Here is a 25,681-nt window from a genome sequence, read left to right as displayed (position 1 = left end):
CCGGGTCACTTGCCCGGGCGGTCGACACCCTTGGTCAGCGTGGCGATGCGGTAGGCCGAGCCGCGCCCGACGATGACGAGCTGGTTGTGGTCCTTGCCGCCGAACGCGAGGTTCTGGGGCTGCTTGGCGAGCTTGATCACGCCGAGCGGCTGGCCTTCGGGCGAGAATACCTCGACGCCGAGCGTGCTGGTGACGTAGACCCGCCCATCTTGATCGACGACGATGCCATCCGCGCCGCTGGTGGGGCCGTTGGGAGTGGTCTTGAAGCCGGCGAGTTTCACGAAATCGCGCCGCGCCGTCAGGCTGCCATCGGGCTGCACCGTCCACGCCAGCAGATATTCGCCCGCCGTGTTGGCGACATAGACGGTCTTTTCATCGGGGCTCAGGGCGACGCCGTTGGGGCGGCGGATATCGTCGGCAACGAGGTGGACCTTGCCCTTCCGGTCGAGCCAGTAGAACCCGGTCTTGGGCGGGACCGGCGGGGGAGGGGTGCCGGCTGCAGCCGGCGCGCCGGGATCCGAGAAGTAGATGTTGCCGCTGCGCGCGAGCGCGAGGTCGTTGGGCCGGTTGAGCGGCTTGCCGTCGAACTTGTCGGCCAGCACCTTCTTCACCGGTTGCAGCACGGCAATGGCGGACGGAGCGGTCTGCACGGCGAGCAACTCGCCCTTGGCCGAAAGTGCCATAGCGTTGGCGCCGCCGGTTTTTTCGAGGAATGTCGAGACCGTGCCGTCTGTGCCGATCTTCACGAGGCGGTCGGCGCGGTTTTCGGTGAAGAGCACCGAGCCATCCGCCAGCGCGATGGGCCCTTCGGTGCCCTCGAAACCCTCGCGGATCACTTCAACGCGGGTGCCCGCCTTGACGACGCCGGGGATCTCGGGCGTCACGATCTTCTGGCCGGAGACCGCGCCGCCCTCGGCGATATAGTCCTGAATGCCGATAGCGCCGGCAACATTGAAGCCCTTGGCCAGGAGCAGCGCGGCAGCCTTGGCGGCGCGCCCGGCATGGTTCGAGATCGTCACGACCTGACGGTCACGCGGGATGTAGGCGAGGAAGCGGTCGAGCTCGGAAATCTGGATGTTGAGGATCACCGGCAGGCTGCCGATCTCGCTGATCTCGTCAGCGCGGCGGACATCGATGAACACGACCTTGTCGGGCGCGGTGAGCAGGGCATCGATCTGGGCCTTGGAAAGCTTGGGCGCAGCAGGCGCGGGTGCCTGTGCAGCGGCTTCTTGTGCGAAGGCGGTGGCAGCTGGAAGTGGCGCAACCAGCGCGGCTGCGAGCGCGATTAGCGAAATGGTGCGACGGCCGGACGTGGCAGCAGGCTTGATGGTGAATTGCACTTGGACCCCCATTGAGAAAAACATCAATGAGAGGCACTTAACGGTTCAAGAAAGAACGAAAACCAAGGATTCGTAATAAGCTTATTAGTCCAGATTACGTGTGCGAAAAACAGTATTGGCCGAAGCATGTTCTATGCTCGGTCAATAAAAATTGAGTTTCAGCATCACTATAAATTCAATCAACTGAAGCCGATCCAGCGCCCGGCTGCAGCGACAGTGATCCAGGCGAGCGAGGAAGAAAACGCGGCAAGGCGCGGCGCAGCTAGGAAGGGCGCGGCGGCGTGGCGCGATTCGAGCGCGCCGGTCAGCACCGCCCCGCCAAGCGCGAGCAGGATCGCGACAAGCCCTGCCGAGTCGCTGCCGGTGAGCGTGAGGCTAACGGCAAGCGCCGCGATCAGCGCCAGCAGACCGAGATAGGCGCGGCGATATTCCGAGAGGACGGCAGCGAATAGCGCAAACCCGGCCAGCGCGACGAGCAGCGCGCCCGAGCTCAACACGCTTGTCACGCCAAACAGCACCAGCGCGGCAAGCCAGAGCGCGATAGCGGCCCCCGCCAGCAGCACGGGCGGCGGGGTGGCTTCGCCCGTGCCGCTGCGCACTTGCCGTGAGACCGACAGACTGAGCAGGATCGCGGCGACAAGCGCGATCATTTTCACGAAGAAGGCACCGTTTGGCAGCAGCGTAACGATCGTTGCCAGCCCCATGTAGAGCCCGGTGAGCACCGTCCCGATGGTGCCGCCGATCAACCACGGCCGCGTCGCGCGCTCGACGCGGGTGGCGGGCACATCACCCAGCGCACCGCCGAGCAGCCGCAGATTAAGGACGAGCACCGCGCCGCCGAGCGCCACCATGGAGAGAATGTGGAAGGTCTCGACAATCGCGAACAGCCAGGTCGTCTGGTTGAGCTGCTTGATCAACTCGACCTGCGCCAGCGCATCGAGCGGGCCTTGGAGCGCGGGGAGGAGATCGCGGAAATTGATGGCGGCGACGAGGCTCACTGGGCGATCTCCCGGTCGATCTTCTCGAGCGCGGCGTCGTGCACCGCGCACTGGGCCACGGCGCTGACGAAGGCGCCGGGGTTCATGCAGGTGACCCAGTCGTAGGCCATGTAGCGCCCGGCGAAGATGACGAGAAACCACAGCGCGATCGAGGTCGCCCCGGCAGCGCGGACGCGGGCGGGCGGGCGCTCTGCAGTATCCCATTCGGGGCGATTGGACTGCACGCGCAGATGGAACCAGAAGATGTTGAGCGCGGCGGCGAGGAGGAACACAAGCTTCAGGCGAAACGCCAGATTGTGGTAATATTCCAGCGGGTTGGAGAAGAAGAGCGCAGAGCCGGTGATGAGCAGGACTAGGAAACCGCCGACTGTCCACGGCAGCAGGCTGTCCGATATGCGCGAAACCGGCGTCGTGCGCAGCGCAATGCCGAGCAGGCGCAGATCGACGAACAGGATTGTCCCGGCGAACAGCATCAGCGTGATCAGATGCGTGCCTTCGATCATCATCCACAGCCGCTCGGAGGAAAGCAGCTGCGCGCTCCACGAGGTATCGGGCACGATCTTGCCCGAGGCATCGAGCGTCGCGCCCAGCCGGTATTGCAGCTCCGCCAGCCAGTCGGAAATCATCGAATACGTGCCCCGCTACCCCGCGCGCTCCATCAGGCATGGGCGCAGCGCCGCACCGTGCGGCTGCCTTCAGAATTAAGTCGGGGGTGGGGGCACCGGAACAATGCGTTTGGCATATGCTTGGCACCGGCGGTGCTTATGCCCGCTGCGCACAAGCTTGTAGTGCAATGTTGGAAGGCAAGCGCTGGCGGCTGGTTCATAGCCGCGTGCATGATGGGGCGATCAGACATGAACGCGCCGGCCTTGGCCGTGCTTGCGGCGCTGGCAACGGCACTCGCCGCGCTCCCGGCCCATGCGGATGAGGCGGAAGGGGCGGCCGACACGCCGCCTCAGATCGTCGTGTTCGGCCGGGGCGAGACGCGCATTGGCACCGCCGCTGCCGCCAGCGAGGGCAGCATTTCCGGCGCGGACCTGCTGGTGCGCCCGCTGCTCAAGGTGTCCGAACTGCTTGAGGCGATCCCGGGCATGGTCGCCGCGCAGCATTCGGGCAGCGGCAAGGCCAACCAGTATTTCCTGCGCGGGTTCAATCTCGATCATGGATCGGATTTCACCACCTATATCGACGACGTGCAGATGAACCTGCGCTCGCACGGGCACGGGCAAGGCTATCTCGACCTCAACGGCCTCATCCCCGAGGTGATCGAGCGCGAGACCTTCCGCAAGGGCCCCTACCGCGCCGATGGCGGCGATTTCGCGCTTGCTGGCGCGGCCTATATGTCCACGATCAAGGGCTTCGATGCGCCGTGGATCTCGGTAGAGGGCGGCGGCTATGGCTGGCGGCGGCTGGCGAGTGGCGGGACGCTGCCCGCAGGCACCGGCAAGCTCACACTTGCGTTGCAGGCCAAGGCTTATGATGGGCCGTGGCAGCAGCCGGAACACCTGCGCCACTATGCTGGTTTCGCCAAGTGGCTGGGCCCGGTGGGAGCATCCGAACTCGCGCTCACCCTGCATGCCTACCGCGCCACCTGGCGGCCAACCGAACAGATCCCCGAACGCATCATCGGCTCGCCTGTCTGCGCGGACGTGTTCTGCTCGCCCGATCCCACCGCACGGGGCGAGACGACCCGGATCATTGCCAACGCCGCGCTCTCCGCGCCGGGCTGGCGGATAAATGCCTATGCGCAGGTTTACGACTGGTCGATGCTCTCGAATCCGACCTATGCCGATGCCCGCGGCGCCAGTGCGCAGATCGACCAGTTCGACCGCCGCATGGTCTATGGCCTGAAAGGTGAGCGGGCATGGACGCTCTCGCCCGCGCTGGAGCTCAGCCTCGGCACCGAAAACCGCTACGATGACGTCAGCAACGTTGGCGTTGGGCAGGCCTCGGCGGGCCGCTTCGTGCGCTCGCTCGGGTTCTACCGCCTCTCCGAGGCCTCGGCCTCGCTGTGGGGCGCGGCCACGCTGCGCCCGCTGCCGGGCCTGCGCCTGACCGCCGGGCTGCGCGGCGACTGGTACCATGCCTCGGTCCACGCGCGCGATCCCGAGGCTGCTGCGCTGGGGCAGGGGACCGCCAGCCAGACCCTTGCCTCACCCAAACTTGCCGCCGCATGGAGCCCCGCACCCTGGGCCGAACTCTACCTCAACTGGGGCGAGGGCTTTCATTCGAATGACGCGCGCGGCACAGTCAACGCCGCCGCCCGCGTGCCACTGCTGGTGCGCGGGCGCGGGCACGAGGCGGGCCTTCGCCTCCAGCGCGGCACCGCAACGTTTACCGCGACATGGTGGGCACTCAATGTCGCCAGCGAGCTGCGCTTCGTCGGCGATTCCAACGCGGTCGAGCCATCTGGCGCGAGCCACCGCCGTGGGATCGAACTCGTCGGGTTCTGGCGGCCCGCGTCGTGGCTGGCGCTCGATGCGAACTTCACCGCCAGTCACGCCCGCTATGACAATGGCGATCATATCCCCAATGCCTTCGAGAATGCCGCTTCGGCGGGTGTCTCGTTCATTCACGGCGGCTGGGAAGCGGCGCTGCGCATGCGCCACCTTGGCCCTTCGCCGCTCGTCGAGGACAATTCGGTGCGCGACAAGGGTAGCACCGTGTTCAACTTGCGCGCCGCGCGCAAGCTGGGGCGGATCGAACTCTATGCCGATCTGCTCAATGTGCTGAACAGCCGCGACAAGGACATCGCGTATTACTACGAGTCATACATACCCGCATTCGATGCCGCCCCGGTGGAAGGCCGCCTCAGCCGCGTGGTCGAACCGCGCACCTTGCGGGTGGGGGTGAAGATCGGGCTATGATCGCGCGGTTCCCTACAGCGTGTGCGCTGTGCCAGATGCCGCCGTGTTCAAGGCCGTGATCTGGGGCCTGTCGTCGTCCAGCCCGGTCAGATGCCCGGCAAGGTCGGCGAAGTCCCGCATGTCGCTGAGCATCGTCGCAATCTGGAAGGTGATCAGCATCAGCACCGGATTGACCAGCACCGGCCGCTCGAACGTCTGGGCCGCAAGCCAGCGCATCGGCGCGCTGTCGGCCATCAGGCGGACGCCGACGAGCACCACGATCACGCCGATCATGCCGCCGACAAGGATGTCCGATGCGAAATGCAGCCCGAGGTAGAGCCGCGGCAGGGCAATGACAGTGGCGACGTAGGCATAGGCCAGCCACCCGGCGCGGCGGTTCACCAGCAAGAGCCCTGTGGCCATCGCGAAGAACAGGACCGCGTGATCGCTGGGAAAGGAGCTCTGCTCCATCATCCTGGGAGCCAGATCGCGCAATCCTTGCGGCACATGCATGGCGAGGTCTTCCTGCAGGAAGGGGCGCAGGCGGAAGGGCATGAGCTTGGCGAGCGCCAGCGCGATGACTTCGCCCACGCAGCTTGCCAGCATAGCGGAGGCCAGAATCGCGCGATCGGCGGCAAGGCCGATGCGGTTGCCCGGTGTTGCCCCTCCCGCGGGGGCAATCCAGAAGCAGCTGGCCGCCGCGATCAGCGCCGCGCCCTTGAGGAGGTTACTGGCCGATACCGTCAGCATGAAGGCATCGAAGCCGGGCGCGCGGCCCAGCAGCAGGGCCATGATGCGTGAAATGGTCTCGTCCATGTGTAGTCTGTCCTGTCTTCGAAGCGGTTTCGCCCGGCGGCGGCATGGCGGGCGGGGGCGGTCTGGCAACGCTTCAACGTCACTCCTGGCAATCAGCATAAATCATGCCAATCTGCGTTAACCGTAACAATTCCAGCGGACATCTTGTCACGTAACACTTGGCATGCGATCTGCGCGGCATGAAGGGACTGGTTTTTTCCGAGATGCTGGCCTGGGCGGAGGATGCCTATTCACCGGAAATGGTCGATCAGATGATCGTGCAATCGTGCGTTCCGAACGACGGCGCTTACACGTCGGTCGGGAACTATCCGCATGGCGAGGCGCTGGCGCTTTTCGGTGCGCTGGCTGAACTGACCGGCGAACCGCTTGGCGATCTGGCCCGCGTCTATGGATACTGGCTCGCCGGGCGGTTTGTGACGCTCTATCCCGAACTGGTTGGGGTCTATCCCGATGCGGAAAGCCTGCTGGCAGGCGTGGGGCCGCACATCCACGAGGAAGTGACGCGGCTCTATCCCGAAGCGCAGCCGCCGCAGGTTCATTCGAGCGTCATCGCGGGCGGGATGCAGCTTGATTATGCCTCGCACCGCCCTTTCGCGCCGCTGGCGCACGGGTTGATCGAGGGGTTCGTGGCGCACTTCGGCAATCACCATACAATTGCGCGCGAGGATCTGGATACCAGCGGCAAGTCCGCGCGGTTTACGATTTCGCAAATTCCGGCCTGACCTGCCTCATTGCAATTTGCAACAAAATCGTTGCAAATTGCAATGATTGTCCGTGCAAATTGCAAAGAATCTTTGCACTCGGCAACGCCCCTTTGCCTGTGTGCCAAGGCGTTTGAGCCATGGCACGTTGCTTGCTTTGTTCCCCGGTGGTCGGCATTCACTTCGGGGTAACCAGATGAAGGGCGTTATATTCTCCGAGCTCATCCATTGGGTGGAGGAGACCTATTCCCCGGCCATTGCCGATCGGATGATCGGACAGGCGGAGCTTCCGGGTGAAGGGAGCTATACCAGCGTCGGCAATTATCCCCACGAGCAGGCCCTCGCCATGATCGGCCAGCTGATCGAAATCACCGGCCAGCCGGTCGATGTTCTGGCCGATGCCTATGGCTACTGGCTTTCGTCGCGGTTTGCCGCGCTATATCCGCAGTTCTTCGTCGGCTACACCGATGCGATCAGCTTTCTCAAGGCCATCGACGGGATCCACCAGAAGGAAGTGACCAAGCTCTACCCCGATGCGCTGACACCGCGCGTGATTGCCGAGGTGGATGGGCAGGACCTGCTCGTCAGCTATGCCTCGCACCGCCCGTTCGCCGAAGTCGCGCATGGCCTGATCCGGGGCTACATTGATCACTTCGGTGATGACCTTTTCATCCTGCGGGATGAGCAAACGCCGGGGCCACATGCGGCGCGCTTCATCCTGCAGCGCAAGTAGGGTATTAACCGGAGACCAGTAGAAATCGGTCCGCAACGGGTAGTGATGGGCATGGATGCGGCAGTGGCAATGACGGCGGAAGAACTCGCAGCGGAACTGGCGCTGATGCGCCGCCGCCTTGCGCGTTCGGAATCCGCACGTGCTCAGGCCGAAGCGCTGCTGGAGATCAAGAGCCGGGTCCTGGCGCAAGCCAACGAGCAGCTCAAGGCCAAGCGCGAGCGCCTGCGCATCGAACTGGGCCAGCGCACGCGCCAGTTGCTTGAGGCGCAGCGCGTGGCGGGCTTCGGCACGATGATCTGGGATGCCGAGGCCTTCAAGGGCGAGCTTTCGCCCTACTGCCAGGCCCTGCTTGGTCTCCCCGGCCTTGCCGAGATCGACGGTGCGATGAGCGCGGGCAACTCGCACCCGCTGCTCGATCGGGTGGTCCCTGAAGAGCGCCAGAAGGTGTATGAATGGTCCGAACGGCTGACGGCCCGCGCGCTGGAACTCAAGCGCAGCGGAGTGTTCAGTCACCAGGATGGCGTGAGCCAGATCTGCAGCACCGAGGCTTGCGGGAGCTGCGCGCATCTGGCCGATTGCGACCGCATGCTGGAGTTTCGCATCGCCGGCCAGAGTGACGGCGAAGCCAATCGCATGATCCGGGCGCTTGCCGAAACTTCGATCGACGAGGACCTCGGCCGCGCGCTGGTGTTCATCACGGTGCAGGACATCACGCGCGAAATCGAGGCGGCCAACGAATCCGAAGCCCTGCGCCAACGCGACCAGCGCCGCATGCGCGAACTGGAGCAACTCGCGGTTGAACTGCGCGCCGCGCGGGAAGTGGCCGAGCGGGCGAATGCCGCCAAGACCCGGTTTCTCGCAATGATGAGCCACGACATCCGCACGCCGATGAACGGCGTTATCGGCATGCTCGAACTGTTCGACGATGCCGGCCTCAGCGAGAGCCAGCATGAAATGCTACGGCTGATGCGGGCTAGCGGCGATCAGCTGCGGATGCTGCTGGATGACATCATCGATCTGGAGCAGGCCGAATCCGGGAAGCTGACGCTTGCAGCCTTCCCGCTCGAAGTGGGGACGTTCCTTGGCACGTCCATCGGATTCTGGGCGCGCGCGGCGCGCCACAAGGGGCTCACGCTCGAACTGGAGCGCGCAGCATTCGGACATGACAGGCCGATGGTGGAATGGATCGTGGGGGACCGTTACCGGCTGCGGCAGATCATCGACAACCTCGTCAGCAACGCCGTCAAGTATACCCGGCGCGGCGGGATCCGCGTGCGGGTCGGTCCGGTTGCGGATGACCGCTTCCGCTTCGAGGTGATCGATACCGGCATCGGCATTCCGCCCGAGCGACGGGCGGAAATCTTCGTGGATTTCGGACAGCTGCACACCGCAGACGTTCAGGCGGGCGGATCGGGCCTCGGCCTTGCGATCTGCCGCCGCATCGTCGAGCTGATGGGAGGCAGTATCGGCGTGGAGGTCGGGCCCGGCGGCGTTGGCTCCTGCTTCTGGGTGGAGCTGCCCTTTGTCGAGGTCGATGGGCCGACGGCGGCCAAGCAGAAAGAGGAAAAACGCCTGCGCCGCTTCGATGGCGGGCGGCTGCGCGTGCTGGTGGCGGAAGACGTCGAAACGAACCGCATCGTGGCCCGCGGCATGCTTAGCAAGCTTGGCTGCGATGTCGAGCTTGTCACCAACGGCGAGGAAGCGGTCGAGGCGGTGCGGCGCGGGAAGTTCGATGTTGTCCTGATGGACATGAGCATGCCGGTGCTCGATGGACTGGAGGCGACGCGCCGGATCAAGGCGATCCCGGGCGCGGTCAGCCGCACGCCGATCATCGCGCTCACCGCCTATTCGGGGCGGGACGAACTCGCGCCGATGATGACAGCCGGCGCGATCGGCGTCGTCAAGAAGCCGATCGTCCTCGACGAGCTTTACCGCGCCATCAAATCGGTCTGCCGCTGAGCGCGCCGCTTTTACGGAGTTTCTTGCGATGTTATCTGAAGTGGGCGCGGATCTGGTCGATCCGCAAGCGGTCGATGGGCTGTTCGGGGGGATGGACCCCGATACCTGCGATCTGCTGCTCGATGCCGCCGCCGATGCCACGGAGTGGACCGAGCGGCTGGTGCAGGCGTGGCAGGTCGGTGATGCCACCGAGCAAGGCCGGGCGCGTCATTCGTTGAAAGGCATCTGCGGCAACTTCGGCATGAACCTGCTGTTTGACCGATGTGCCGGCGATCTTGCCACTGACCCAGCCATCACGGACCTGCGCGACTGCCGCGAGGCGAGCCTTGCGGCCCTACGCGCGGCGGTCGCCCGGCTTCAATAGGCCCCCCGCGCGGTCAGCACCGCAGGCACCGTGCGCAGGATCAGCGCGATGTCCTTCAGGAACGAACGCGTCCGCAGGTACTCGATATCGAGCCGCACCTGCTGCTCGAACGGGATCTCCGCTCGGCCTGAAACCTGCCAGGTGCAGGTGAGTCCGGGGCGGCCCGCCAGTCGCTCGCGCTGATGGGGCGCCAGCGCAAGCACTTCGCGCGGCAGGCCCGGGCGCGGACCGACCAGCGACATCTCGCCCGAGACGACGTTGAGCAGCTGCGGCAACTCGTCGAGCGAGAGCCGGCGCAGCAGCGTGCCGACGCGGGTCACGCGCGGATCGCGGCGCATCTTGAAGCAGGTGTCGTCGCGATCGGATTGCGCGACGAGCCCGGCAAGGCACGCTTCCGCATCGACGACCATGGAGCGGAACTTCCACATGCGGAAGGGCAGCCCCCGCTTGCCGATGCGGGTCTGGCGGAAGAACACGGGCCCGCCGTCCTCACACGTGATGGCGAGCGCGATGATCGCGAAGAGCGGCAGGAACAGGACCAGCGCAGCGAAGACGGCGGCAAGATCAAAGCCGCGCTTGAGCCGTTCGGACAAAGCCTCGGCATGTCCGCGCGCTTGCCAGGCGTGGGCTGCGGCGGCGATCAGAAACAGCGGGTTGCCAACGACATAGCGCATGAAAAGGCGGCGCGGTTCCTGCATCAGGCGCCAGGCCCATTCGCAGCCCAGCTTGCGCAAGGCGAGCGGCGCGCGCGGCACGGCGCCGGAGTAGTAATCGAACAGGCCGCCGACCCCCATGACCACGCGCGCGGTGAGGCGGCTGCGCACCCTGGCAATCCACTTTTCCTGCAGCGGCACGCCAAGGCCGACCATGAGGATCGCCGCGCCCGAGGCGTTGATCTCGGCAATCACGCGGTCTTCCTCGGCAGCTGACCAGTACCCGTCGCGCGTGCCGGCAATGCGCAGGCCGGGATGGGTAGAGACCATCGTGCCCGCCGCCGCCGCCGCGATGCCGGGCTTGCCGCTCAGCAGGAAGATCGACTGCCTGCGCTGCGCGGCTCGGCGGCACACTTCCGGGAAAAGATCGGTGCCATTGAGATTCTCGCCCATCGGCTCACCGGCGAGGCGCGCGGCGATGGCCATGCCGCTGCCATCGGGGAGCAGATAGTCTGCCTTGGCGAGCGCGGCGCGGTAGTCCGCGTCGAGGTTCAGCATATTGATGCAGTGGGCATTGATGAACTGGATCGTGATGGGCGCGCGCCCTTCCGCCATGGCTACGATTGCATTGGCTGCGCCGGAAAGCGAGCCGTTGACAAGATCGAGGCCGAACAGGCGCGATGCGGGTGCATCGCCGGGATGGACGGACAAGGGGGCCGGTGCCGGCCGGGCAGGCGCGAAACCGTCCTGCATGATATCGAAACGCTTGAGCATGAATGCCTCCAGTGGGATTGGAGGCCGCTGGTGCAGATGCTGTGCCAAGTCGGTTCAAGGCGCGGAAATCTGCGATTGCTGCCGATTGCGGGGGGCAGGCTCATTGTCTCAAAATTGCAATACGGCACGGTTGCGAGGAGATCGTTGCATTTTGCATCGCCATTTTGCGAATTTGTTTCGATTGAATGCCCAAAAAGGGCTATAAAACAGTAATTTAAGATAATGGCACGAGCCTTGAAGATACCAGTGCAACTTTCGCATTTGCACAAGGCGGTTTCGTGCCACACCAGGTTGATCAGTCTCTATCCCGGCTCCGCGCCGCGCTGACAGGGCCGCTCATGCGCGGCTTCGGCGCTTACGGCGGTGCCGAGCTTGCCAACCGGGTTGTCCGCGTTGTAACCACTGTGGTTATCGCACGGCAGCTCGCGCCTGCCATTGTCGGTGAGGCGGCGCTGGCCTTGACCCTGTTCGAGCTGATCCGCGTGCTGAGCGGGATCGGCATCGGCCAGCGCATCATCGCGGCGGCGGACGGCGAACTGGCGGCGGTCTGCAACACCGCGCGCCGCCTGTTCTGGGGCTGGGCGCTCGTGCTCGTCACGGTCCAGACGGCAGTCGCCGCAGTCCTCTGGTTGGGCTTCGGCGCGTTTGGCCCGGCAGCCATGCTGGCGGTGCTGGCACTGGTCTATCCGGTGATGCCGGCCGGCCTCGTCCAGTGCTACCTCGCCATGCGCGAGGGCCGCAATGCCGCGCTTGCCCGCACTGCGGCAAGCCAGGCGATCGCGGACCATGTGCTGACCGCCGTGCTGCTGCTGGCGTGGCCGAGCCCGTGGTCGGTGGTCCTGCCCAAGCTCATCACCGCGCCGGTCTGGCTGGTGATGACCCGCCGCAACCGTCCCTGGCAGCACGACGCCCACGCCGGTCACGCCTGCTGGCGCGGCATGGTCCGCTTCGGCGGCGGCGTGCTGGTTGCCGAGGGCCTGACCGCGCTGCGCCAGCAGGGCGACAATCTGGTGATCGTCGCCACCATGGGCAGCTCCGCGCTCGGCACCTACTACTTTGCCTACAACGCCGGGCTTGGCATCGTCACTTCGCTGGTCGGCGCGTTCGGGACGGTCTCGTTCCCGATGCTCTGTGCAGCGCCTTCGGGTCCGCGCCGCCTCGCCGTGTTGCGCAGCGTGCTGATCGGCGGCGTCGCCCTGTTTGTGCCGCTGGTCGCGGCCCAGGCGCTGCTGGCTCCGATCTACGTGCCGCTCGTGTTCGGCGCGCATTGGGCCTTTGCGGCTCCGCTGATCGCGATCCTGTGCCTTGCCGGGGTTGCCCAGCTGGCCTCGGTCCTCACCGCCAACTGGCTGCGCGCCGAAGGCCGTGTGGGCAGCGATGCCGGGCGCAGCCTGCTTGGCCTCACCCTCGCGCTGGGCGGCCTCTACATCGGCGCCCGCACCGGCAGCCTGACTGCTGCGGTGATCGGGCTCGTCACCGGCACGTTGCTCGCCGCGGCCATTTCGGCCGCCATCACACTCGCACCGGCCCTGCGCCGGACTTTGCCCGCCATCCCCGCCACGGAGCAGCCCGCATGAGCGCCCAAGGAAACACCCCACACGTTACCGTCGTCTTGCCGGTCTACAACGCCGCTGCCACGATCAGCGAGACCATCGCCTCGGTGCTGGCGCAGACCTTCATCGCGTTCGAGCTCGTCATCATCAACGATGGCTCGACCGATGATACGCTCACCCGGCTGATGCCGCTGGCCGAAGTCGACCCGCGCATTCACCTCGTCTCGCGCCCGAACGGCGGTGTTTCGAGCGCCCGCAATCTCGGTGTCGAACTGGCGCGAGGCGAGCTGATTGCCTTCATCGATGCCGACGATCTCTGGGCGGCGGACAAGCTTGCCGCGCACGTCGCGCGCCACCGCAGCGATGCGAAGCTTGCGGCGAGCTATGCGCGGATCGGCTTTCTGCCGCAGCACGCCGCCACGCTCGATGCGTGCCGCACGCTGTCTTCGGTCGGCACGGGTCCGCTGCGCCTGATCGAGGTGCTGGGCGAAAACCCGGTCTGCACGATGTCGAACTTTGTCGTGCGGCGCGATGTGTTCATCGCTGCGGGCGGGCTCGATACCGGCCTTTCGCACGCCGAGGATCAGGAATTCGTGGCGCGGCTGCTTTCGCGCGGGAGCCGGATCGAGGCGATCAATGCCGTGCTCGTGGGCTACCGGTTCAGCCCGGATGGCCTCTCGATGGATTTCGACCGGATGAAGGCTGGCTGGCAGCTGCTGGCACGTCGGCATCTTGATGGCCCGGCGCTGGCGGCGCTTGAGGCGCTCTATTTGCGCTATCTCGCGCGCCGCACGCTGCGGTCGGGCGGGTCGCCGGTCAAGGCGCTGTCCTATGCGCTCGCGGGCCTGCGCACGGAGCCCCGCGCCTTCCTCGCCGATCGCCGCCGCGGCCTCGGCACGCTCGCGGGCTCACTTGCCGCGCCCATTCTGCCGCGCGCGATGCGCCGCCATGTCTTTGCCTAAACTTCTTTCTCCCGAGGATAATCTCATGAACCCGACCGTTTCCGTCGTCATGCCGGTCTACAACGTCGAAGCCTATGTGGCCGAGGCGATTGATTCCGTGCTCGCGCAGACCTTCACCGATTTCGAACTCATCGTCGTTGACGATGGCGGCAGCGATCGCAGCATGGAGATCGTGCGCGCTTACGAAGATCCGCGCCTGCGCATCGTCGTCCAGGCCAACCGCGGCCTCGCCGGTGCGCGCAACAGTGGCATTCTCGAAGCCCGCGGCGCCTATATCGCGCTGCTCGATTCCGATGATCGCTGGCTGCCCGAGAAGCTGGCGCTGCACGTGATCCATCTCGACCACAATCCCGAGATCGGCGTGAGCTTCTCGCCTTCGCGGTTCATCGATCGCGATGGCCGACCGATGCGCCTTGTGCAAACGCCGAAGCTGGATGGCATCGAGGCGGCGGATATCTTCTGCCGCAATCCGGTGGGCAATGGCTCGGCCCCGGTGATCCGCCGCGCGGCGCTGGAAACCGTGGCGTTCCCCCATCCGGAAGAACCGGCGCGGGTGTGCTACTTCGATGAAAGCCTGCGCCAGTCGGAAGATATCGAGATGTGGCTGCGCCTTTCGGTCGCGGGCAGGGTCCGCTTTGCCGGGATCGAGCCCGCGCTCACCGAATACCGCGTCAATGGCGGGGGCCTCTCTTCGCAGGTCGTGCGCCAGTATCAGAGCTGGGAACAGGTTGTCGCGCGCCTCACCGGCTATGCGGCAGAGTTTGCCGGCACGCATGTCAGCCGCGCCCGCGCCTATCAGCTGCGCTATCTGGCGCGCCGTGCTGTCCAGTTGGGCGATCCCGGCATGGCCCTGGCGCTGCTGCGCGAGGCGATGGCGAGCAATCGCCGTCCGCTGCTCGAGGAGCCGGTCAAGACCATGGTGACCGTGGTGGCCGCACTGGCCGGCCGGATCATCGGCCCCGATCGCTTTGCCCGACTGGCCGCGATGGCCGTCGGCGGGAGGCTGGTGGCATGAGCAGGCGCCATAACAAGCCCCGGCTCGTCAACCTGCTCGATGATTTCGCCTTTGGCGGCGTTTCGCGCGGGCTCGGCATCTTTTCCTCGCAGATCGTGGGCGACACGGCCGATTGCAACGTGGTGGCGGTGCGCCCCGATGCGCTGATCGCGCCCCGGCTCGATGCCGATATCATCGTGCTGCATTTCCCGCCCAACTGGCGCCGCATCGCCTTTTTGCTCTCGCTTCGGGTCCGCAATCCGCGGGCGCGGATCGTGCAAGTGGAGCACAGCTATACCCGCGCGTGGGAAGCGCTGAAGGTCGAGCACAAGGGCCGCTTCCGCCTCATGCTGCGCATCGCGCTGCGGCTGGTGGATCAGGTGGTCTGCGTCTCCTGCGGTCAGGCGGACTGGCTGCGCGAAGTGGCGCAGCTGCCCTGGCACAAGGTCGATGTCATCTATCCCTATGCCGAGAATCCCGGGCTTTGCGCGCTGCCGCTTCCCGATTTCTCGTGCGAGCGGCCGCTCGTGATCGGTGCCTATGGCCGGTTCCACGAGCAGAAGGGCCTTGAGAACCTGATCGGCGCGCACCGTGCAGGGGCGCTGCCGGGCACGGAGCTCGTGATCGGCGGGTTCGGTCCGATGGAAGAGGAACTGCGCCAGCTTGCTGGTAACTCGCCCGATATCCGCTTTGCTGGCAAGATCGATGATGTCGCTGGATTCCTGCGCGGCTGCGATCTCGTCGCCGTACCCTCGCGCTGGGAAGCCTACGGTCAGGTCGCCTGCGAGGCGCGCGAGGCGGGACGTCCGATCCTTGTCGCGCCGGTCGATGGCTTGCCGGAACAGGTGGGCAGTGCGGGCCTCGTGATCGATTTCACCAATCCCGATGCCCTTGCGCGCGCCTTTGCCTCGCTCGACAACCAGCGCCTTGGCGTGATGGCGCGCGCGGCGCGGCGCTCTGCGCAGGATTGCGGGCTTGACCGGCAGCGCGAGTGGGCGCGGCTTATCCGGCGGCTGGTGCCGCGTCAGGCGCGGCCGATCGGAGTTCCGGTGACGGCCTGAGCGCGATGCCGATGGCGAGCAGCGCGGGCCAGGCGATGTAGGTGAGCACCTCGAGGTTCTCGCCGAAGCTGTAGAGCCAGTAGGTCAGCGCCATGGCGAAGCCGAGCTGGCCGACCTTGCTGTCCATCGCGGCGCGAAACGTGGCGGCGAGGGTCCAGACCATCGGTACGGCCAGGGCGATGGCGCCCGCCAGCCCTTTGACGAAGAGCAGGCCGAACCATGTGTGGTGGCTGCCGATCGGCATGTATTCGACCATGTGCGGGCCGCGCTCGACGATGCCGTGGCCGAACCAGTAGGCTTCCGATTGCCAGCGCTGCACCGCGATCCGGCCGAGCGCCGCCCGCACGCGCGAGGAATCGGCGCGCGCGCTTGAGAAATCGCTCGTCATCTGATCGACCAGCGCGCGCAGTTGGGGGGAGAACCATGATCCCATCAGCACCAGCCCGGCGGCGCAGAACCACAGCACCGGCTGCCGCACTTTGCCCGCCAGCCATGCCAGCGGCACGATCACCGCCAGCGCAATCAGCGCGAGGCGGCTTTGCGACAGCAGGGCGACGAGCACCGAGGCGGCATAGCCCGTCCAGCGCCATTTCGCATCGGGCTCCATCCGCGCCAGCAGGAAATGGATCACTGCCACCATGCCGGCGGCGGGTGACCACGGCGCGAAGAATTGCCAGCGTGCAGTGCCGACACCGGGTTCGATCGTGTAGAGGATGGCGGCGAAGTACTCGTTGCCTGATCCGCCCAGCACAGCGAGCGGGGAGACCCAGAGCTTTTGTGGCAGGCCGACAAAGGGCGCAGCAAGGAAAAGTGGCAGCAGGATCAGCGTCTGCAGGCTGAGCCGGCAGACCGCACGCGAAAGCGCCTCCACGCGGATCGGCAGTGCAAACCCGGCGAGCGGGAACAGCGCCAGCAAGGCCCAGCCCTTGGCCCAGCCGACGGCCGACTTGATCGTCTGCCCGGTGCCGAGGTGGAACTGGGTGTGCCCGATGAAGAGGACCACCAGCATGGCTGCCATGCCGATCAGCCATGCCCAGATCGCCGGCGGCAACTGGCCGGGGCGTTCAGCCGCGGGCAGGGCAGGGGCATAGTACCAGGACCGAACGGCAAGCAGGGCCAGCGCCCAACCGAGCACTGGCCCTGCAAAGTAGAGGCCGCCCGTGATCCACAGGATCCAGGTCGCGCCGATCGTGCCGGTGATCAGCCTTTCCGCAACATGCGCTCGAGGAGGGGTTGCCGCAGCCATGCCAGCGCGAATGCTAGCAGTGTCAGCATGCTTGCCGCTAGGGCACCGGCGAGAGCTATCACCAGAGACGGGCTCGAGGGGCGCTTGGGCAGCGATGGCGGGGCCAGCGTCTGGACCAGCGGATAGGATGCGAACGGGTCCTGCTTGTTGGTATCGATGCGGGCGAGCGCGGAGGAGAACACCGCCTCGGCGACGTGGTGATCGCGCTGGAGGTCCGCAAGCTCGGACGCCTGCTCGATCAGCGCGGGCGATTGGGCCTGCGCGCGGGCGAGATCGCCCCGGATTTCGGCCAGAGCCGCACCGGCGCCAGCGGCCTGCGCATCGTTGACAGTCATCGCCTGCATCAGGTTGGACCGTCCGTCCGCCACCTGCATATCGATACCGGCCATGATCGCACCTTCCGAAAGGCCGGTCAGCTGCCGCCCGCGCGTCACCAGAGCCGCGCGCAGGGCATCGCGCTCGCCATTGGCCTTGGCCATCTCGACATGGCGTTCACCCAGCGTGGCGGACTTCTCGCTCGCCTGGGCATTGCTGGTGGCGTAGCGATCGGCGAGCTGCTGGAACACCGGATCGCCGCGTAGCCGCATGGCGATATCGGCGGCATGCGGGTTGCTGCCGAGGCTGCCCGAAAGCCGCCCGGCGGTCCCGGCATACTGGCGCAGCTGCATGCGCACGTCGCGCTCCTTGTCGTGGAGGGTATCGACCGCAGTGATGCGCGCGTTGAACTGCTCCAGCGTGGCAAGGCCATGGCTTGCCTGAAAAGCGATCAGCTTGCGCTGCGCGGTCTGCACCTTGTTCGAGAGCTCGACGAGGCGCTTGACGTCGGATTCCTCGCGCTTGTGCGCTTCGTCGGCGCGCAGCATGTCGAGCCGGGCGAGAAAGGCGTTCTGCAGCGCATCCGCACGGGCCTTGGCCTGCTGTGCGGTGCGGCCGGTGATGCTGACGTGGATGAGATTGGTCTGGTCGACGAGCTTGATGACCGGATCAGGGAAAAGATCGCCGTCCTCGCCGGTCAGCTTGGCCGCTGCCCGCTGGGTGATGTCTGCCGAAAGAAGCTGCTTGTAGTTCTCGGTCGGGCTCAGGGTCGAGCTCGAGAAGGCAGAGCTGGACGAGGACTGGGCTTGCCCGATCGATTCCACGTTGAGCGAGCTGCCCACGCCGGAGCCCGGCACGATCAGGCTGAACTCGCTGGTGTAGCTGCGCGGCACGATCAGCAGATAGGCCGCCGTGGCGAACCAGATCACGCCCAGCACCGGAGCAATGCTCCGGACATAGCGCTGGTAGCGGCCCACGGCGGGGAGGTGGGGGAGGAGGACCCGGCGCAGCCATTCGCGGCGGCGGTCCAGCATGCGGATGTGCTTCTGGCTCATTTCTTGAGACCGTTGACCAGCACGGCAGGCCCGAGCAGGTTGCCGACCACGCCCACCGCATCGACGAAGGTCATCGCGTCGCTGTCGTAGCAAGCGATGGCATCGCCGGGCATGAGCATGGGGTTGAGATCGTCGCGATCGGAAGTGCGCACGAGGCCTTCCACCGAACGCGCGATCACCACCGAGCGTCCGGTGACCGGATTGCGCGAGATGAGCACGGCCTTGCGGCCCGCGTTCATCGCCGAGCCGCCGACGCAGTTGGCGGAAACGAGGCCCTGCAGCATGCGGGTGCCATAGGGGAAGCTCGTCGAATCCCTGTTGATCGCCGAAGCCGAGTTGCTGCTGGCCGGACGCGAGAGGTTGGAGAGATAGACGCGCACGCCCGGGGCGGTCACGCTGCTGGGGCGGACATAGTCGGCCTGGAAGCAGCCTGCGGACGGCACGATGATGCGGTCCCCGGCGGCGAGCTGCGGATCGGCCGGGACACCGCCAGTGAATGCCGGGGTGACGTCGATCACCGCGTAGCTATCGCCGCGCACGAGATAGACGGCCTGTGCTGCGGCATCGGGGCGGATGCCGCCCGCAGCGCGCAGTGCGGCCGAAAGCGAACGGCCCGAATTGAAATCACCCCCGGCCGGATGGTCGACAGTCGTTGCGCGCGAGTCTGCCGCGCGTTCGCCGGCGCGGACGAGGCCGGGTTCGAACACCGCACCTTCGACCGATACCTGCACCCCGGCGGCTTCGACCTGGGCCAGCTTCACGCCGCCGGCCACATCGCGGACAAGCGCGCCGGCGATCAGGCGCTGGCGGACTTCGCGTTCCACCGCACTTACCGGGCGGCCGGCTGCCACGATCTCACCCAGAAAGGGGATGGTGAGGCGGCCGTTTGCGGCCACGACATAGCTGCCGGTCAGCGTTTCAGCATCACCGGCGACGGCAAGTTTCAAGCGGTCACCGGGGCCGACGAGATCGGGGCTTCCGGAAAAAACATTGGCATCGACATGCACGAGGTGGGCGATGACGCCCGGCGCGCCCGGCAAGCTGCAGGTGGCAAGCGGCTGGTTTTCGAGTTGCTGTTCGCGCTGGAACCGTGCGCCGGGCAGGTTGGCCGGAGTCGGCATCGTCGCGCATCCGCCTAGAAGCGCAGTGCACAGCAGCATGCTGAGGGTGGTTCGGGAATTCATGGTCATCTCCTGATGTGCTTCAGGAGACAGCAAGGCGCGTGCCAGCTTCGCATTCTGCATGAGAACCTACGCAAAACCGCGCGAAACGCGAGATGACCGGGGTCCAAGTGAGATCGGATCATTGCAATATGCGTATAATTGCGTACGCAATTTGCGAAGAAATGCCGTTGCGAAATGCGAATCACGGTATGCGAAGCGGCCGAAATGCAAATGTTTCCGCGCTTGGCACGCTTCCTGCGAAGCACGGATCATTCGTCAGTGCGGGCCCATGCGACGATCGCGCGAGCTTGCCGCACTTTCGCAAAGGGACACGCCGATCGCTTTTTCAGCACCTGCTGCTCCGGCAGCCGCTGATCAGGCGATTGGTTGCGAATTGGAAAGCACTGCGTTTGCATAATGCAAGCGGCAGCATGAAATGGATCAGCGTATGGCGCGCGAGAAAATTCTTATTGTCGAGGACCTTGCCTCTCTGGCAATGGCATACGCAGCCCAGATCGAGAAGGCGGGGCACCAGCCGTTCGTGGCGCATTCCGCTGCGGCGGCGCTCGCGGCGCTTGCTGAAACGCCGGATTTCGGCGCCATCCTGCTGGACCTCCAACTGCCCGATGCCGACGGACTGGAATGGCTGCGCGCCAATCCGGGCATCTGCGAGACCTATCCGGTGATCGTCGCCACGGCAGACGGTTCGCTCTCGCGCGCGATCGAGGCAATGCGGATCGGGGCGTTCGATTTCCTCGTCAAGCCGATTGCCGGTGCCCGGCTGCTTGCGGTGCTGGCAAGCGCGATCGAACTTGGCAAATCCGCCAGCCGCGCGGCGCCCACCGGTGCCCCGCAGAAGGCGAAGAAGGCCAAACCCGGCACGTTCATCGGTGATTCGCCGCTGATGCAGGAAGTCTATCGCCAGATCGAATGCGTTGCCTCAAGCCGTGCCACGGTGTTCATCACCGGTGAGAGCGGGACCGGCAAGGAAGTCTGCGCCGAAGCCATCCACGGTGCGAGCGGACGGGCCGGTGGCCCTTTCATTGCTCTGAACTGCGGCGCTATCCCTGAGAACCTGCTGGAATCGGAGATCTTCGGCCACCTCAAGGGCTCGTTCACCGGTGCGGTGAGCGACCGCGTCGGCGCGGCGCAGGCGGCGCACAAGGGGACGCTGTTCCTTGACGAAATCTGCGAGATGCCGCTGCCGCTGCAGGTCAAGCTGCTGCGCTTCCTGCAGACCGGTTCGATCCAGCGCGTCGGCTCCAACCGTATCGAGGAAGTCGACGTCCGCATCGTCTGCGCGACCAACCGCGATCCGGAGCGCGAAGTGGCCGAAGGACGCTTCCGCGAGGACCTGTTCTACCGCCTCGCCGTGGTGCCGCTGCATATGCCGCCCCTGCGCGAGCGCGTCGGCGATGTCCGCGAACTTGCCGAAGGTTTTCTCCAGCGTTTCGCGCGTGAGGAAGGCAAGACCTTCAACCCGCTCGCCGCTGCCCAGCTTGCTGCGCTGGAACAGTACCGTTGGCCGGGCAACGTGCGCGAACTGCAGAACGTGATGCGCCGTGCAGCGGTGCTCCACATGGGCCCCGATCTGCCGGCCTCGGCATTTCCGCTCTCCAGCCAGGTCACAGCGCCGCCTGCCGCAGCCCAGCAGCCTGCACCAGTCGGCGCGCGGCCACCTGTCGAGATCGATCGTGCGACCGATGTGCTGGCCGTGGTCAATGCAGTGAAAGGGCTCACGCTCGACGAACTGGAGCGCATCGCCATCGAGGCGGCGATCGACAATGCAGGCGGCAGCCTGCCCTCGGCGGCCAAGGCGCTCGGCGTCAGCCCTTCGACGCTCTACCGCAAGCGCGAGCGGTGGATGGCGGCGAACTGAGCGCCCGCGCGCTCAGGGTTCGCCGCAGCGTTCGATGTAGCGCCGGATATCGAGGCTGAGGTCCTCGATCGGCGCGTAGTAGCCGTGCGTATGAACGCGCGCGGCGATACCGGACTGGACGCGTTCGCACACGGCCCAGTCCTGCCGGTTGACGAGGTCCCAGAAGTCCACCGCGTCCGCTGGGTCGAAATCCGCTTTGGCCATCTCATCCGGGCGGAACAGGAAGCGGCATTCGATCAGGGTGCGATCCGCCGCCAAGGGCCACAGCAGGAAGGCCGCGGCGTGATCGCAGCTGACGCTGAACATGAGGTTGGGATAGATCAGCTCGCCCTTGTGGCGCACCTTTTCTTCCTCGGAGAGGCCGGGGAAGGGGGCGCGGTTGGTCGTACCGGTCATCGTGTAGGTGTAAGCGCCTTCGCGATGCGGGATGCCGGCTTCCCAATCGAGATCGATCCCGCCGCGCACCTTGAACGCGGGCACAATCGCGGTGAGCTCCGGGTGGACGCCGGGGCAATGATAGCATTCGTTGTAGTTTTCGAGGATCAGCTTCCAGTTGGCGCGCACCTCGTAGCGGATCGTCTGCGCGGTGCGCAGATCGGCAAGCGGATAGTTGACCAGGCGGCGCGCCGGTTCGGCCAGCTCCGCCGCGAAATCGGGCGCGGTTTCGGGCGAGAGGTTGAGGAACACGAACCCGCCCCAGGTCTCGACCGCCACCGGATGCAGGCCGAACCGGCTCTTGTCGAAACCCGGCGCGTCCTGCAGCTGCGGTGCTGCCAGCAGGTGGCCATCCAGCGCATAGGACCAGCCGTGGTATGGGCAGCGGATCATCGTCTTGCCGACAACCCCGGCATCGAGCGTGACGCCCCAGCGCGCATCGCTGACTGCGTCGCACATCCGCCCGCCGCGGTGTCGGCAGACGTTGTAGTGCGCATGGAGCGCGCCCTGCTTGCCGCGCACCACGATCACGCTTTCGCCCGCCACATCGAGCACCTGGTGATCGCCGGGGCCGGGCATGTCTTCCTCGCGGCCGGCGCAGAACCACTGGCGGTGGAAGATCGCGGCCTTGTCGCGCGCGAAGGCCTCGAGGGTGAGGTAGGCGGTGCTTTCGAGCGACTGCTCCATTCCGCCATTGGCTTGCTGAACGTTCATCGCCGCTTGCTCCGCATCGCTTATTAGACGCTTGCCTTATAAGCACCATTGCGGCACTCATCCAGCCTGAAAGCGAGGGGGATGGGCAGCGCGGCCATGGATGTGACGGGCAAGGTCTGGGATGCGATCATTGTCGGCGCGGGGCACAATGGGCTGACCGCGGCGGCCTATCTGGCCAAGGCGGGGCGTTCGGTGCTGGTGCTGGAAGCGCGGCCCATCGTCGGCGGTGCCTGCGTGACCGAGGAGGTCATCCCCGGCCACCGCGTTTCGTTCACGTCCTACATCGCCTCGATGCTGATGCCGACGGTGATCCGCGATCTCGATCTCGGCCGCCACGGTCTGCGCATGGTGGCCTGCGATCCGATCCTCACCGTGCCGCTGGGTGAGGGTGAAATCATCCGCTGGTGGGCAGATCCGGAGCGGACCGCGCAGGAAATCGCCCGGTTCTCCGCGCGCGATGCGGAAAGCTTCCTCGAAGTCGACCGCAAGCTCAAGGCGCTCGCCGCCTATCTCCAGCCCTTCTTCCTCGAATCCCCGCCAGATCTTGCCGCGCGCGGGCTCGACCGGCTGCGCGAGGGGCTGCGGATGATCCGCCGCTTCCGCCGCATCAAGGGCACCGAGATCGGCGAGATGGTGCAGTTCCTCACCGGCAGCCTTGGCGAGTTCCTTGATCGGCATTTCGAATCCGATGCCGCCAAGCGCATGATCCTGGCCAACAACGTCTACGGCAAACACGGTGGACCCTATGAACCGGGTTCGGCAGTCGGCCTCTTGTTTCATTTGCTCGCGGGCGGGGACCATGCGGTGCAGGGTTTCAACGGCCATGTCATGGGCGGGATGGGCGCGGTTTCGGGCGCGATTGCCGCTGCCGCGCGCGGCTTTGGCACAGTGATCGAAACGAGTGCGCCGGTCGGCAGCATCGACGTGTTCGCCGGGCGGGCAACCGGTGTGACCCTGCTCGACGGGCGGCAGGTGCGCGGGAAAGTCGTGCTCTCCAACGCCGATCCCAAGCGCACGTTCCTCGCGCTGCTGGCCAAGGCCGATCTGCCTGATGATTTCCGCCGCGATATCGCCGCGATCAAAATGGGCGGCCCGGCGGCCAAGCTCAACATCGCGCTTTCGGGCGAGCCCACGGTGATCGGTCGCAGCCCGGATGCGACGCCGCTGGAGCGCGCACTCCTCACCATCGCGCCCACGCTGGAGGGCGCGCAGCGCTGCGCCGATATCGCCCGTTTCGGCGATGTGCCTGAGGAACTGTGGATCGATTGCGTGATCCCCAGCCTCGTTGACGACAGCCTCTGCCCGCCGGGGCATCATATGCTGACCTGCTTCATCCAGTACGTGCCCTACGACCTGCGCGAGGGCACGTGGGACGAAAAGCGCGAGGCGCTGGCGGAATCGATCATCAGCCAGATCAGCCGCCACATGCCGAACCTGCGTGAGCTGATCCTCGGCCGCGTGATGCTGACCCCGCTGGATCTGGAGCGGATCTACGGCCTGACCGAAGGTAATATCTTCCATGGCGACCTGCACCCCGGCGCGCTGTTCTCGATGCGCCCGGTGCCGCGCTGGTCGCAGTACCGCACGCCGGTCGAGGGGCTGTACCTCTGCGGGGCCGGCGCGCATCCCGGCGGAGGCGTAACCGGCGCACCGGGGCATAACGCGGCCATGCAGGTGCTGCGCGATACCAAGAAGCAGGGCCGGCGCTGATGGCCGGCGGCGCGCCCCATCCGGCGAAAGTGATGGGCGTTGCCGACCTTGCGATGTTCTATGTGGTCACCGGCGTCAGTCTGCGCTGGATCGCGACCGCGGCGGCCTTCGGGCCGAGCTCGATCGTGATCTGGGTGGGGGCGCTCTTGTGCTTCTACCTGCCGTTCGTGCTCGCCATCGTCGAGCTCTCCTCGCGCTATCCGCAGGAGGGCGGGCTCTATATCTGGACGCGCGAGGCCTTCGGGCCATACGTCGGATTCATGGCAGGGTGGAGCTACTTCACCTCGAACCTCCCCTATTTCCCCAGTGTGCTCTATTTCGATGCCGGCAACGCGATCTATATCGGCGGGACGAGCTGGCTTCATCTGCGCAGCAATCCGGTGTTTTTCATGAGTTTTGCGCTGGGCGCGCTGGCCTTCATCACCGCGATCAACATTTTCGGCCTGCGCTTCGGGCGCTGGCTGCACAATCTGGGTGCGGTCGGCATGTGGGGGCCGGCGCTGATCGTGATCGTGCTGGGCGGGATGGCCTGGTGGCGGTTCGGCTCGGCGACGGAGTTCACGCCGCAATCCTTCGTGCCGGTGTTCGATATCCAGCACATGATCATGTGGGCGGCGATTGCCTTCGCGCTCTCCGGCGCGGAGACCGCTTCGTTCATGAGCGGCGAGATCAAGGACCCGCGCCGCACGATTCCGCGCGCTTTGCCGATTGCGGGGGTGGTGATCGTCTCCTGCTACATCATCGGCACGTTCGCCGTGCTGCTGGCGATGCCCGCGGGCGAAGTCAACACGCTGCAGGGCCTGATCCAGGCGGGTGCGGTGGCGGCGCAGAAGGTGGGGGCGGGCTGGATCGTGGTGCCGCTGGCGCTGCTCATCACGCTCGGCAATCTCGGCGCGGCGAGCGGCTTTCTTTCGTGCGCCGCGCGCATTCCCTTTGCGGTGGGGATCGACCGGCTGCTCCCGCCAGTCTTTGCCAAAGTCCATCCCAAGTGGGGCACGCCTTATGTTGCGATCCTCGTGCAGGGCGGGCTCGGCGCAGTGCTCTGCATCCTCGGGCAGGCTGGAACCGGGGTGAAAGGCGCGTATGATGTGCTGGTGAGTATGGGGATCATCGCTGCCTTCCTGCCTTTCGCGCTGGTCTTCCTCGCGGTGATCCGCCTGCAGGGCCGTCCTGCAGAAGCGGGGGTCACCCGGTTGCCCGGCGGGCGCGTAACGTCCACGGTCTTCGCCTGCATCGGACTTGCCACCACGCTCACCGCGCTGGTGTTGGCGGGCTTCCCGGCGACGGACGAGCCGAACAAGCTGCTTGCGGTAATCAAGATCCTGGGCCTCACCGCCGTGCTGCTGGGCAGCGGCACGCTGGTCTATTACCTCGGCCAGCGCTCCGCGCGGCGAGCGGCCTGACCATGGC

At 65.9% G+C, this 25,681-nt stretch carries 21 protein-coding genes; 12 read left to right on the top strand and 9 right to left on the bottom strand.

Annotated features, from left to right (window positions below):
• Positions 1-5 precede the first annotated feature (5 nt).
• The 3 genes from ACODS2_RS16325 to ACODS2_RS16315 form a co-directional block, all read right to left on the bottom strand.
• Positions 6-1,340, bottom strand: coding sequence for an SMP-30/gluconolactonase/LRE family protein (locus ACODS2_RS16325; RefSeq protein WP_488999781.1), 1,335 nt, complete (start codon positions 1,338-1,340; stop codon positions 6-8).
• Between the two features lie 179 nt (positions 1,341-1,519).
• On the bottom strand, positions 1,520-2,338 hold the full coding sequence (locus tag ACODS2_RS16320) for a DUF6644 family protein (protein ID WP_488999780.1): 819 nt from the start codon (positions 2,336-2,338) through the stop codon (positions 1,520-1,522).
• Entirely contained in the window at positions 2,335-2,964 is a 630-nt protein-coding gene (locus ACODS2_RS16315; RefSeq protein ID WP_488999779.1) for a DUF6644 family protein, read from the bottom strand. Before ACODS2_RS16315 ends, ACODS2_RS16320 begins: the two co-directional genes overlap by 4 nt.
• A 228-nt stretch (positions 2,965-3,192) precedes the next feature.
• Here ACODS2_RS16315 and ACODS2_RS16310 point away from each other — a divergent pair, with 228 nt between their 5' ends.
• Entirely contained in the window at positions 3,193-5,205 is a 2,013-nt protein-coding gene (locus tag ACODS2_RS16310; RefSeq protein WP_488999778.1) for a TonB-dependent receptor, read from the top strand.
• Positions 5,206-5,217: 12 nt separating this feature from the next.
• Here ACODS2_RS16310 and ACODS2_RS16305 read toward each other — a convergent pair whose 3' ends face one another.
• A complete protein-coding gene (locus ACODS2_RS16305; RefSeq protein WP_488999777.1) occupies positions 5,218-6,000 on the bottom strand; it encodes a phosphatase PAP2 family protein in 783 nt (260 codons plus the stop codon).
• Between the two features lie 179 nt (positions 6,001-6,179).
• Here ACODS2_RS16305 and ACODS2_RS16300 point away from each other — a divergent pair, with 179 nt between their 5' ends.
• The 4 genes from ACODS2_RS16300 (at position 6,180) to ACODS2_RS16285 (ending at position 9,757) form a co-directional block, all read left to right on the top strand.
• A complete protein-coding gene (locus ACODS2_RS16300) occupies positions 6,180-6,722 on the top strand; it encodes a heme NO-binding domain-containing protein (protein WP_488999776.1) in 543 nt (180 codons plus the stop codon).
• Between the two features lie 175 nt (positions 6,723-6,897).
• Positions 6,898-7,434 carry a heme NO-binding domain-containing protein gene (locus ACODS2_RS16295; RefSeq protein WP_488999775.1) on the top strand — a complete coding sequence of 179 codons (537 nt, stop codon included), beginning with the start codon at positions 6,898-6,900 and terminating at the stop codon, positions 7,432-7,434.
• Positions 7,435-7,485: 51 nt separating this feature from the next.
• A complete protein-coding gene (locus ACODS2_RS16290; protein WP_488999774.1) occupies positions 7,486-9,393 on the top strand; it encodes an ATP-binding protein in 1,908 nt (635 codons plus the stop codon).
• A 28-nt stretch (positions 9,394-9,421) separates the two neighbouring features.
• Positions 9,422-9,757, top strand: coding sequence for a hypothetical protein (locus ACODS2_RS16285; protein WP_488999773.1), 336 nt, complete (start codon positions 9,422-9,424; stop codon positions 9,755-9,757).
• Here the strand turns inward: ACODS2_RS16285 and ACODS2_RS16280 are convergent.
• Positions 9,751-11,184 carry a WecB/TagA/CpsF family glycosyltransferase gene (locus ACODS2_RS16280; protein ID WP_488999772.1) on the bottom strand — a complete coding sequence of 478 codons (1,434 nt, stop codon included), beginning with the start codon at positions 11,182-11,184 and terminating at the stop codon, positions 9,751-9,753. The two genes, ACODS2_RS16285 and ACODS2_RS16280, sit on opposite strands and share 7 nt — an antisense overlap.
• 278 nt (positions 11,185-11,462) lie before the next feature.
• On the opposite strand from ACODS2_RS16280, the gene ACODS2_RS16275 reads away from it, so the two are divergent.
• The 4 genes from ACODS2_RS16275 to ACODS2_RS16260 are packed head-to-tail and all read left to right on the top strand — an operon-like array spanning position 11,463 to position 15,754.
• The gene (locus ACODS2_RS16275) at positions 11,463-12,761 is read left to right on the top strand and encodes an oligosaccharide flippase family protein (protein WP_298174169.1); all 1,299 of its coding nucleotides are present in this window, start codon (positions 11,463-11,465) and stop codon (positions 12,759-12,761) included.
• A complete protein-coding gene (locus tag ACODS2_RS16270; protein ID WP_488999771.1) occupies positions 12,758-13,699 on the top strand; it encodes a glycosyltransferase family 2 protein in 942 nt (313 codons plus the stop codon). The genes ACODS2_RS16275 and ACODS2_RS16270 overlap by 4 nt, the downstream gene beginning before the upstream one ends.
• Positions 13,700-13,724: 25 nt before the next feature.
• Positions 13,725-14,714 (top strand): glycosyltransferase family 2 protein, encoded by a 990-nt coding sequence (locus tag ACODS2_RS16265; RefSeq protein WP_488999770.1) that lies wholly within the window; start codon positions 13,725-13,727, stop codon positions 14,712-14,714.
• Entirely contained in the window at positions 14,711-15,754 is a 1,044-nt protein-coding gene (locus tag ACODS2_RS16260; protein WP_488999769.1) for a glycosyltransferase family 4 protein, read from the top strand. The genes ACODS2_RS16265 and ACODS2_RS16260 overlap by 4 nt, the downstream gene beginning before the upstream one ends.
• Here ACODS2_RS16260 and ACODS2_RS16255 read toward each other — a convergent pair.
• From ACODS2_RS16255 to ACODS2_RS16245, 3 genes are read right to left on the bottom strand one after another with little or no spacing between them, the layout of a single operon-like run.
• A complete protein-coding gene (locus ACODS2_RS16255) occupies positions 15,696-17,000 on the bottom strand; it encodes an O-antigen ligase domain-containing protein (protein WP_488999768.1) in 1,305 nt (434 codons plus the stop codon). The genes ACODS2_RS16260 and ACODS2_RS16255 overlap by 59 nt on opposite strands.
• Positions 16,955-18,370: a GumC family protein gene (locus ACODS2_RS16250; protein WP_488999767.1), complete on the bottom strand. Its 1,416-nt coding sequence runs from the start codon at positions 18,368-18,370 to the stop codon at positions 16,955-16,957. The genes ACODS2_RS16255 and ACODS2_RS16250 overlap by 46 nt, the downstream gene beginning before the upstream one ends.
• Positions 18,367-19,554: a polysaccharide biosynthesis/export family protein gene (locus tag ACODS2_RS16245; RefSeq protein WP_488999766.1), complete on the bottom strand. Its 1,188-nt coding sequence runs from the start codon at positions 19,552-19,554 to the stop codon at positions 18,367-18,369. Before ACODS2_RS16245 ends, ACODS2_RS16250 begins: the two co-directional genes overlap by 4 nt.
• A gap of 415 nt (positions 19,555-19,969) precedes the next feature.
• Between ACODS2_RS16245 and ACODS2_RS16240 the strand changes: the two genes are divergently transcribed.
• Positions 19,970-21,412 (top strand): sigma-54-dependent transcriptional regulator, encoded by a 1,443-nt coding sequence (locus ACODS2_RS16240; RefSeq protein WP_488999765.1) that lies wholly within the window; start codon positions 19,970-19,972, stop codon positions 21,410-21,412.
• 12 nt (positions 21,413-21,424) lie between these two features.
• Here ACODS2_RS16240 and ACODS2_RS16235 read toward each other — a convergent pair whose 3' ends face one another.
• A complete protein-coding gene (locus ACODS2_RS16235; RefSeq protein WP_488999764.1) occupies positions 21,425-22,561 on the bottom strand; it encodes an aromatic ring-hydroxylating oxygenase subunit alpha in 1,137 nt (378 codons plus the stop codon).
• Between the two features lie 81 nt (positions 22,562-22,642).
• Between ACODS2_RS16235 and ACODS2_RS16230 the strand changes: the two genes are divergently transcribed.
• Positions 22,643-24,271, top strand: coding sequence for a phytoene desaturase family protein (locus ACODS2_RS16230; protein WP_488999763.1), 1,629 nt, complete (start codon positions 22,643-22,645; stop codon positions 24,269-24,271).
• Complete coding sequence (locus tag ACODS2_RS16225; RefSeq protein WP_488999762.1) at positions 24,271-25,674, top strand: APC family permease; 1,404 nt, start codon at positions 24,271-24,273, stop codon at positions 25,672-25,674. The genes ACODS2_RS16230 and ACODS2_RS16225 overlap by 1 nt, the downstream gene beginning before the upstream one ends.
• Positions 25,675-25,681 lie beyond the last annotated feature (7 nt).

This window comes from Novosphingobium sp. FG137 (assembly GCF_057809735.1).
The sequence above is the reverse complement of the archived record's forward strand: the minus strand, read 5'-3'. Positions and strand labels throughout refer to the sequence as shown.

Bases quoted from the DNA above. Each gene is read 5' to 3' on its own strand.
- ACODS2_RS16315 (WP_488999779.1), bottom strand. From the start codon at position 2,964: ATGATTTCCGACTGGCTGGCGGAGCTGCAATACCGGCTGGGCGCGACG.
- ACODS2_RS16310 (WP_488999778.1), top strand. From the start codon at position 3,193: ATGAACGCGCCGGCCTTGGCCGTGCTTGCGGCGCTGGCAACGGCACTC.
- ACODS2_RS16305 (WP_488999777.1), bottom strand. From the start codon at position 6,000: ATGGACGAGACCATTTCACGCATCATGGCCCTGCTGCTGGGCCGCGCG.
- ACODS2_RS16300 (WP_488999776.1), top strand. From the start codon at position 6,180: ATGAAGGGACTGGTTTTTTCCGAGATGCTGGCCTGGGCGGAGGATGCC.
- ACODS2_RS16295 (WP_488999775.1), top strand. From the start codon at position 6,898: ATGAAGGGCGTTATATTCTCCGAGCTCATCCATTGGGTGGAGGAGACC.
- ACODS2_RS16290 (WP_488999774.1), top strand. From the start codon at position 7,486: ATGGATGCGGCAGTGGCAATGACGGCGGAAGAACTCGCAGCGGAACTG.
- ACODS2_RS16285 (WP_488999773.1), top strand. From the start codon at position 9,422: ATGTTATCTGAAGTGGGCGCGGATCTGGTCGATCCGCAAGCGGTCGAT.
- ACODS2_RS16280 (WP_488999772.1), bottom strand. From the start codon at position 11,184: ATGCTCAAGCGTTTCGATATCATGCAGGACGGTTTCGCGCCTGCCCGG.
- ACODS2_RS16270 (WP_488999771.1), top strand. From the start codon at position 12,758: ATGAGCGCCCAAGGAAACACCCCACACGTTACCGTCGTCTTGCCGGTC.
- ACODS2_RS16265 (WP_488999770.1), top strand. From the start codon at position 13,725: ATGAACCCGACCGTTTCCGTCGTCATGCCGGTCTACAACGTCGAAGCC.
- ACODS2_RS16260 (WP_488999769.1), top strand. From the start codon at position 14,711: ATGAGCAGGCGCCATAACAAGCCCCGGCTCGTCAACCTGCTCGATGAT.
- ACODS2_RS16255 (WP_488999768.1), bottom strand. From the start codon at position 17,000: ATGGCTGCGGCAACCCCTCCTCGAGCGCATGTTGCGGAAAGGCTGATC.
- ACODS2_RS16250 (WP_488999767.1), bottom strand. From the start codon at position 18,370: ATGAGCCAGAAGCACATCCGCATGCTGGACCGCCGCCGCGAATGGCTG.
- ACODS2_RS16245 (WP_488999766.1), bottom strand. From the start codon at position 19,554: ATGAATTCCCGAACCACCCTCAGCATGCTGCTGTGCACTGCGCTTCTA.
- ACODS2_RS16240 (WP_488999765.1), top strand. From the start codon at position 19,970: ATGGATCAGCGTATGGCGCGCGAGAAAATTCTTATTGTCGAGGACCTT.
- ACODS2_RS16235 (WP_488999764.1), bottom strand. From the start codon at position 22,561: ATGAACGTTCAGCAAGCCAATGGCGGAATGGAGCAGTCGCTCGAAAGC.
- ACODS2_RS16230 (WP_488999763.1), top strand. From the start codon at position 22,643: ATGGGCAGCGCGGCCATGGATGTGACGGGCAAGGTCTGGGATGCGATC.
- ACODS2_RS16225 (WP_488999762.1), top strand. From the start codon at position 24,271: ATGGCCGGCGGCGCGCCCCATCCGGCGAAAGTGATGGGCGTTGCCGAC.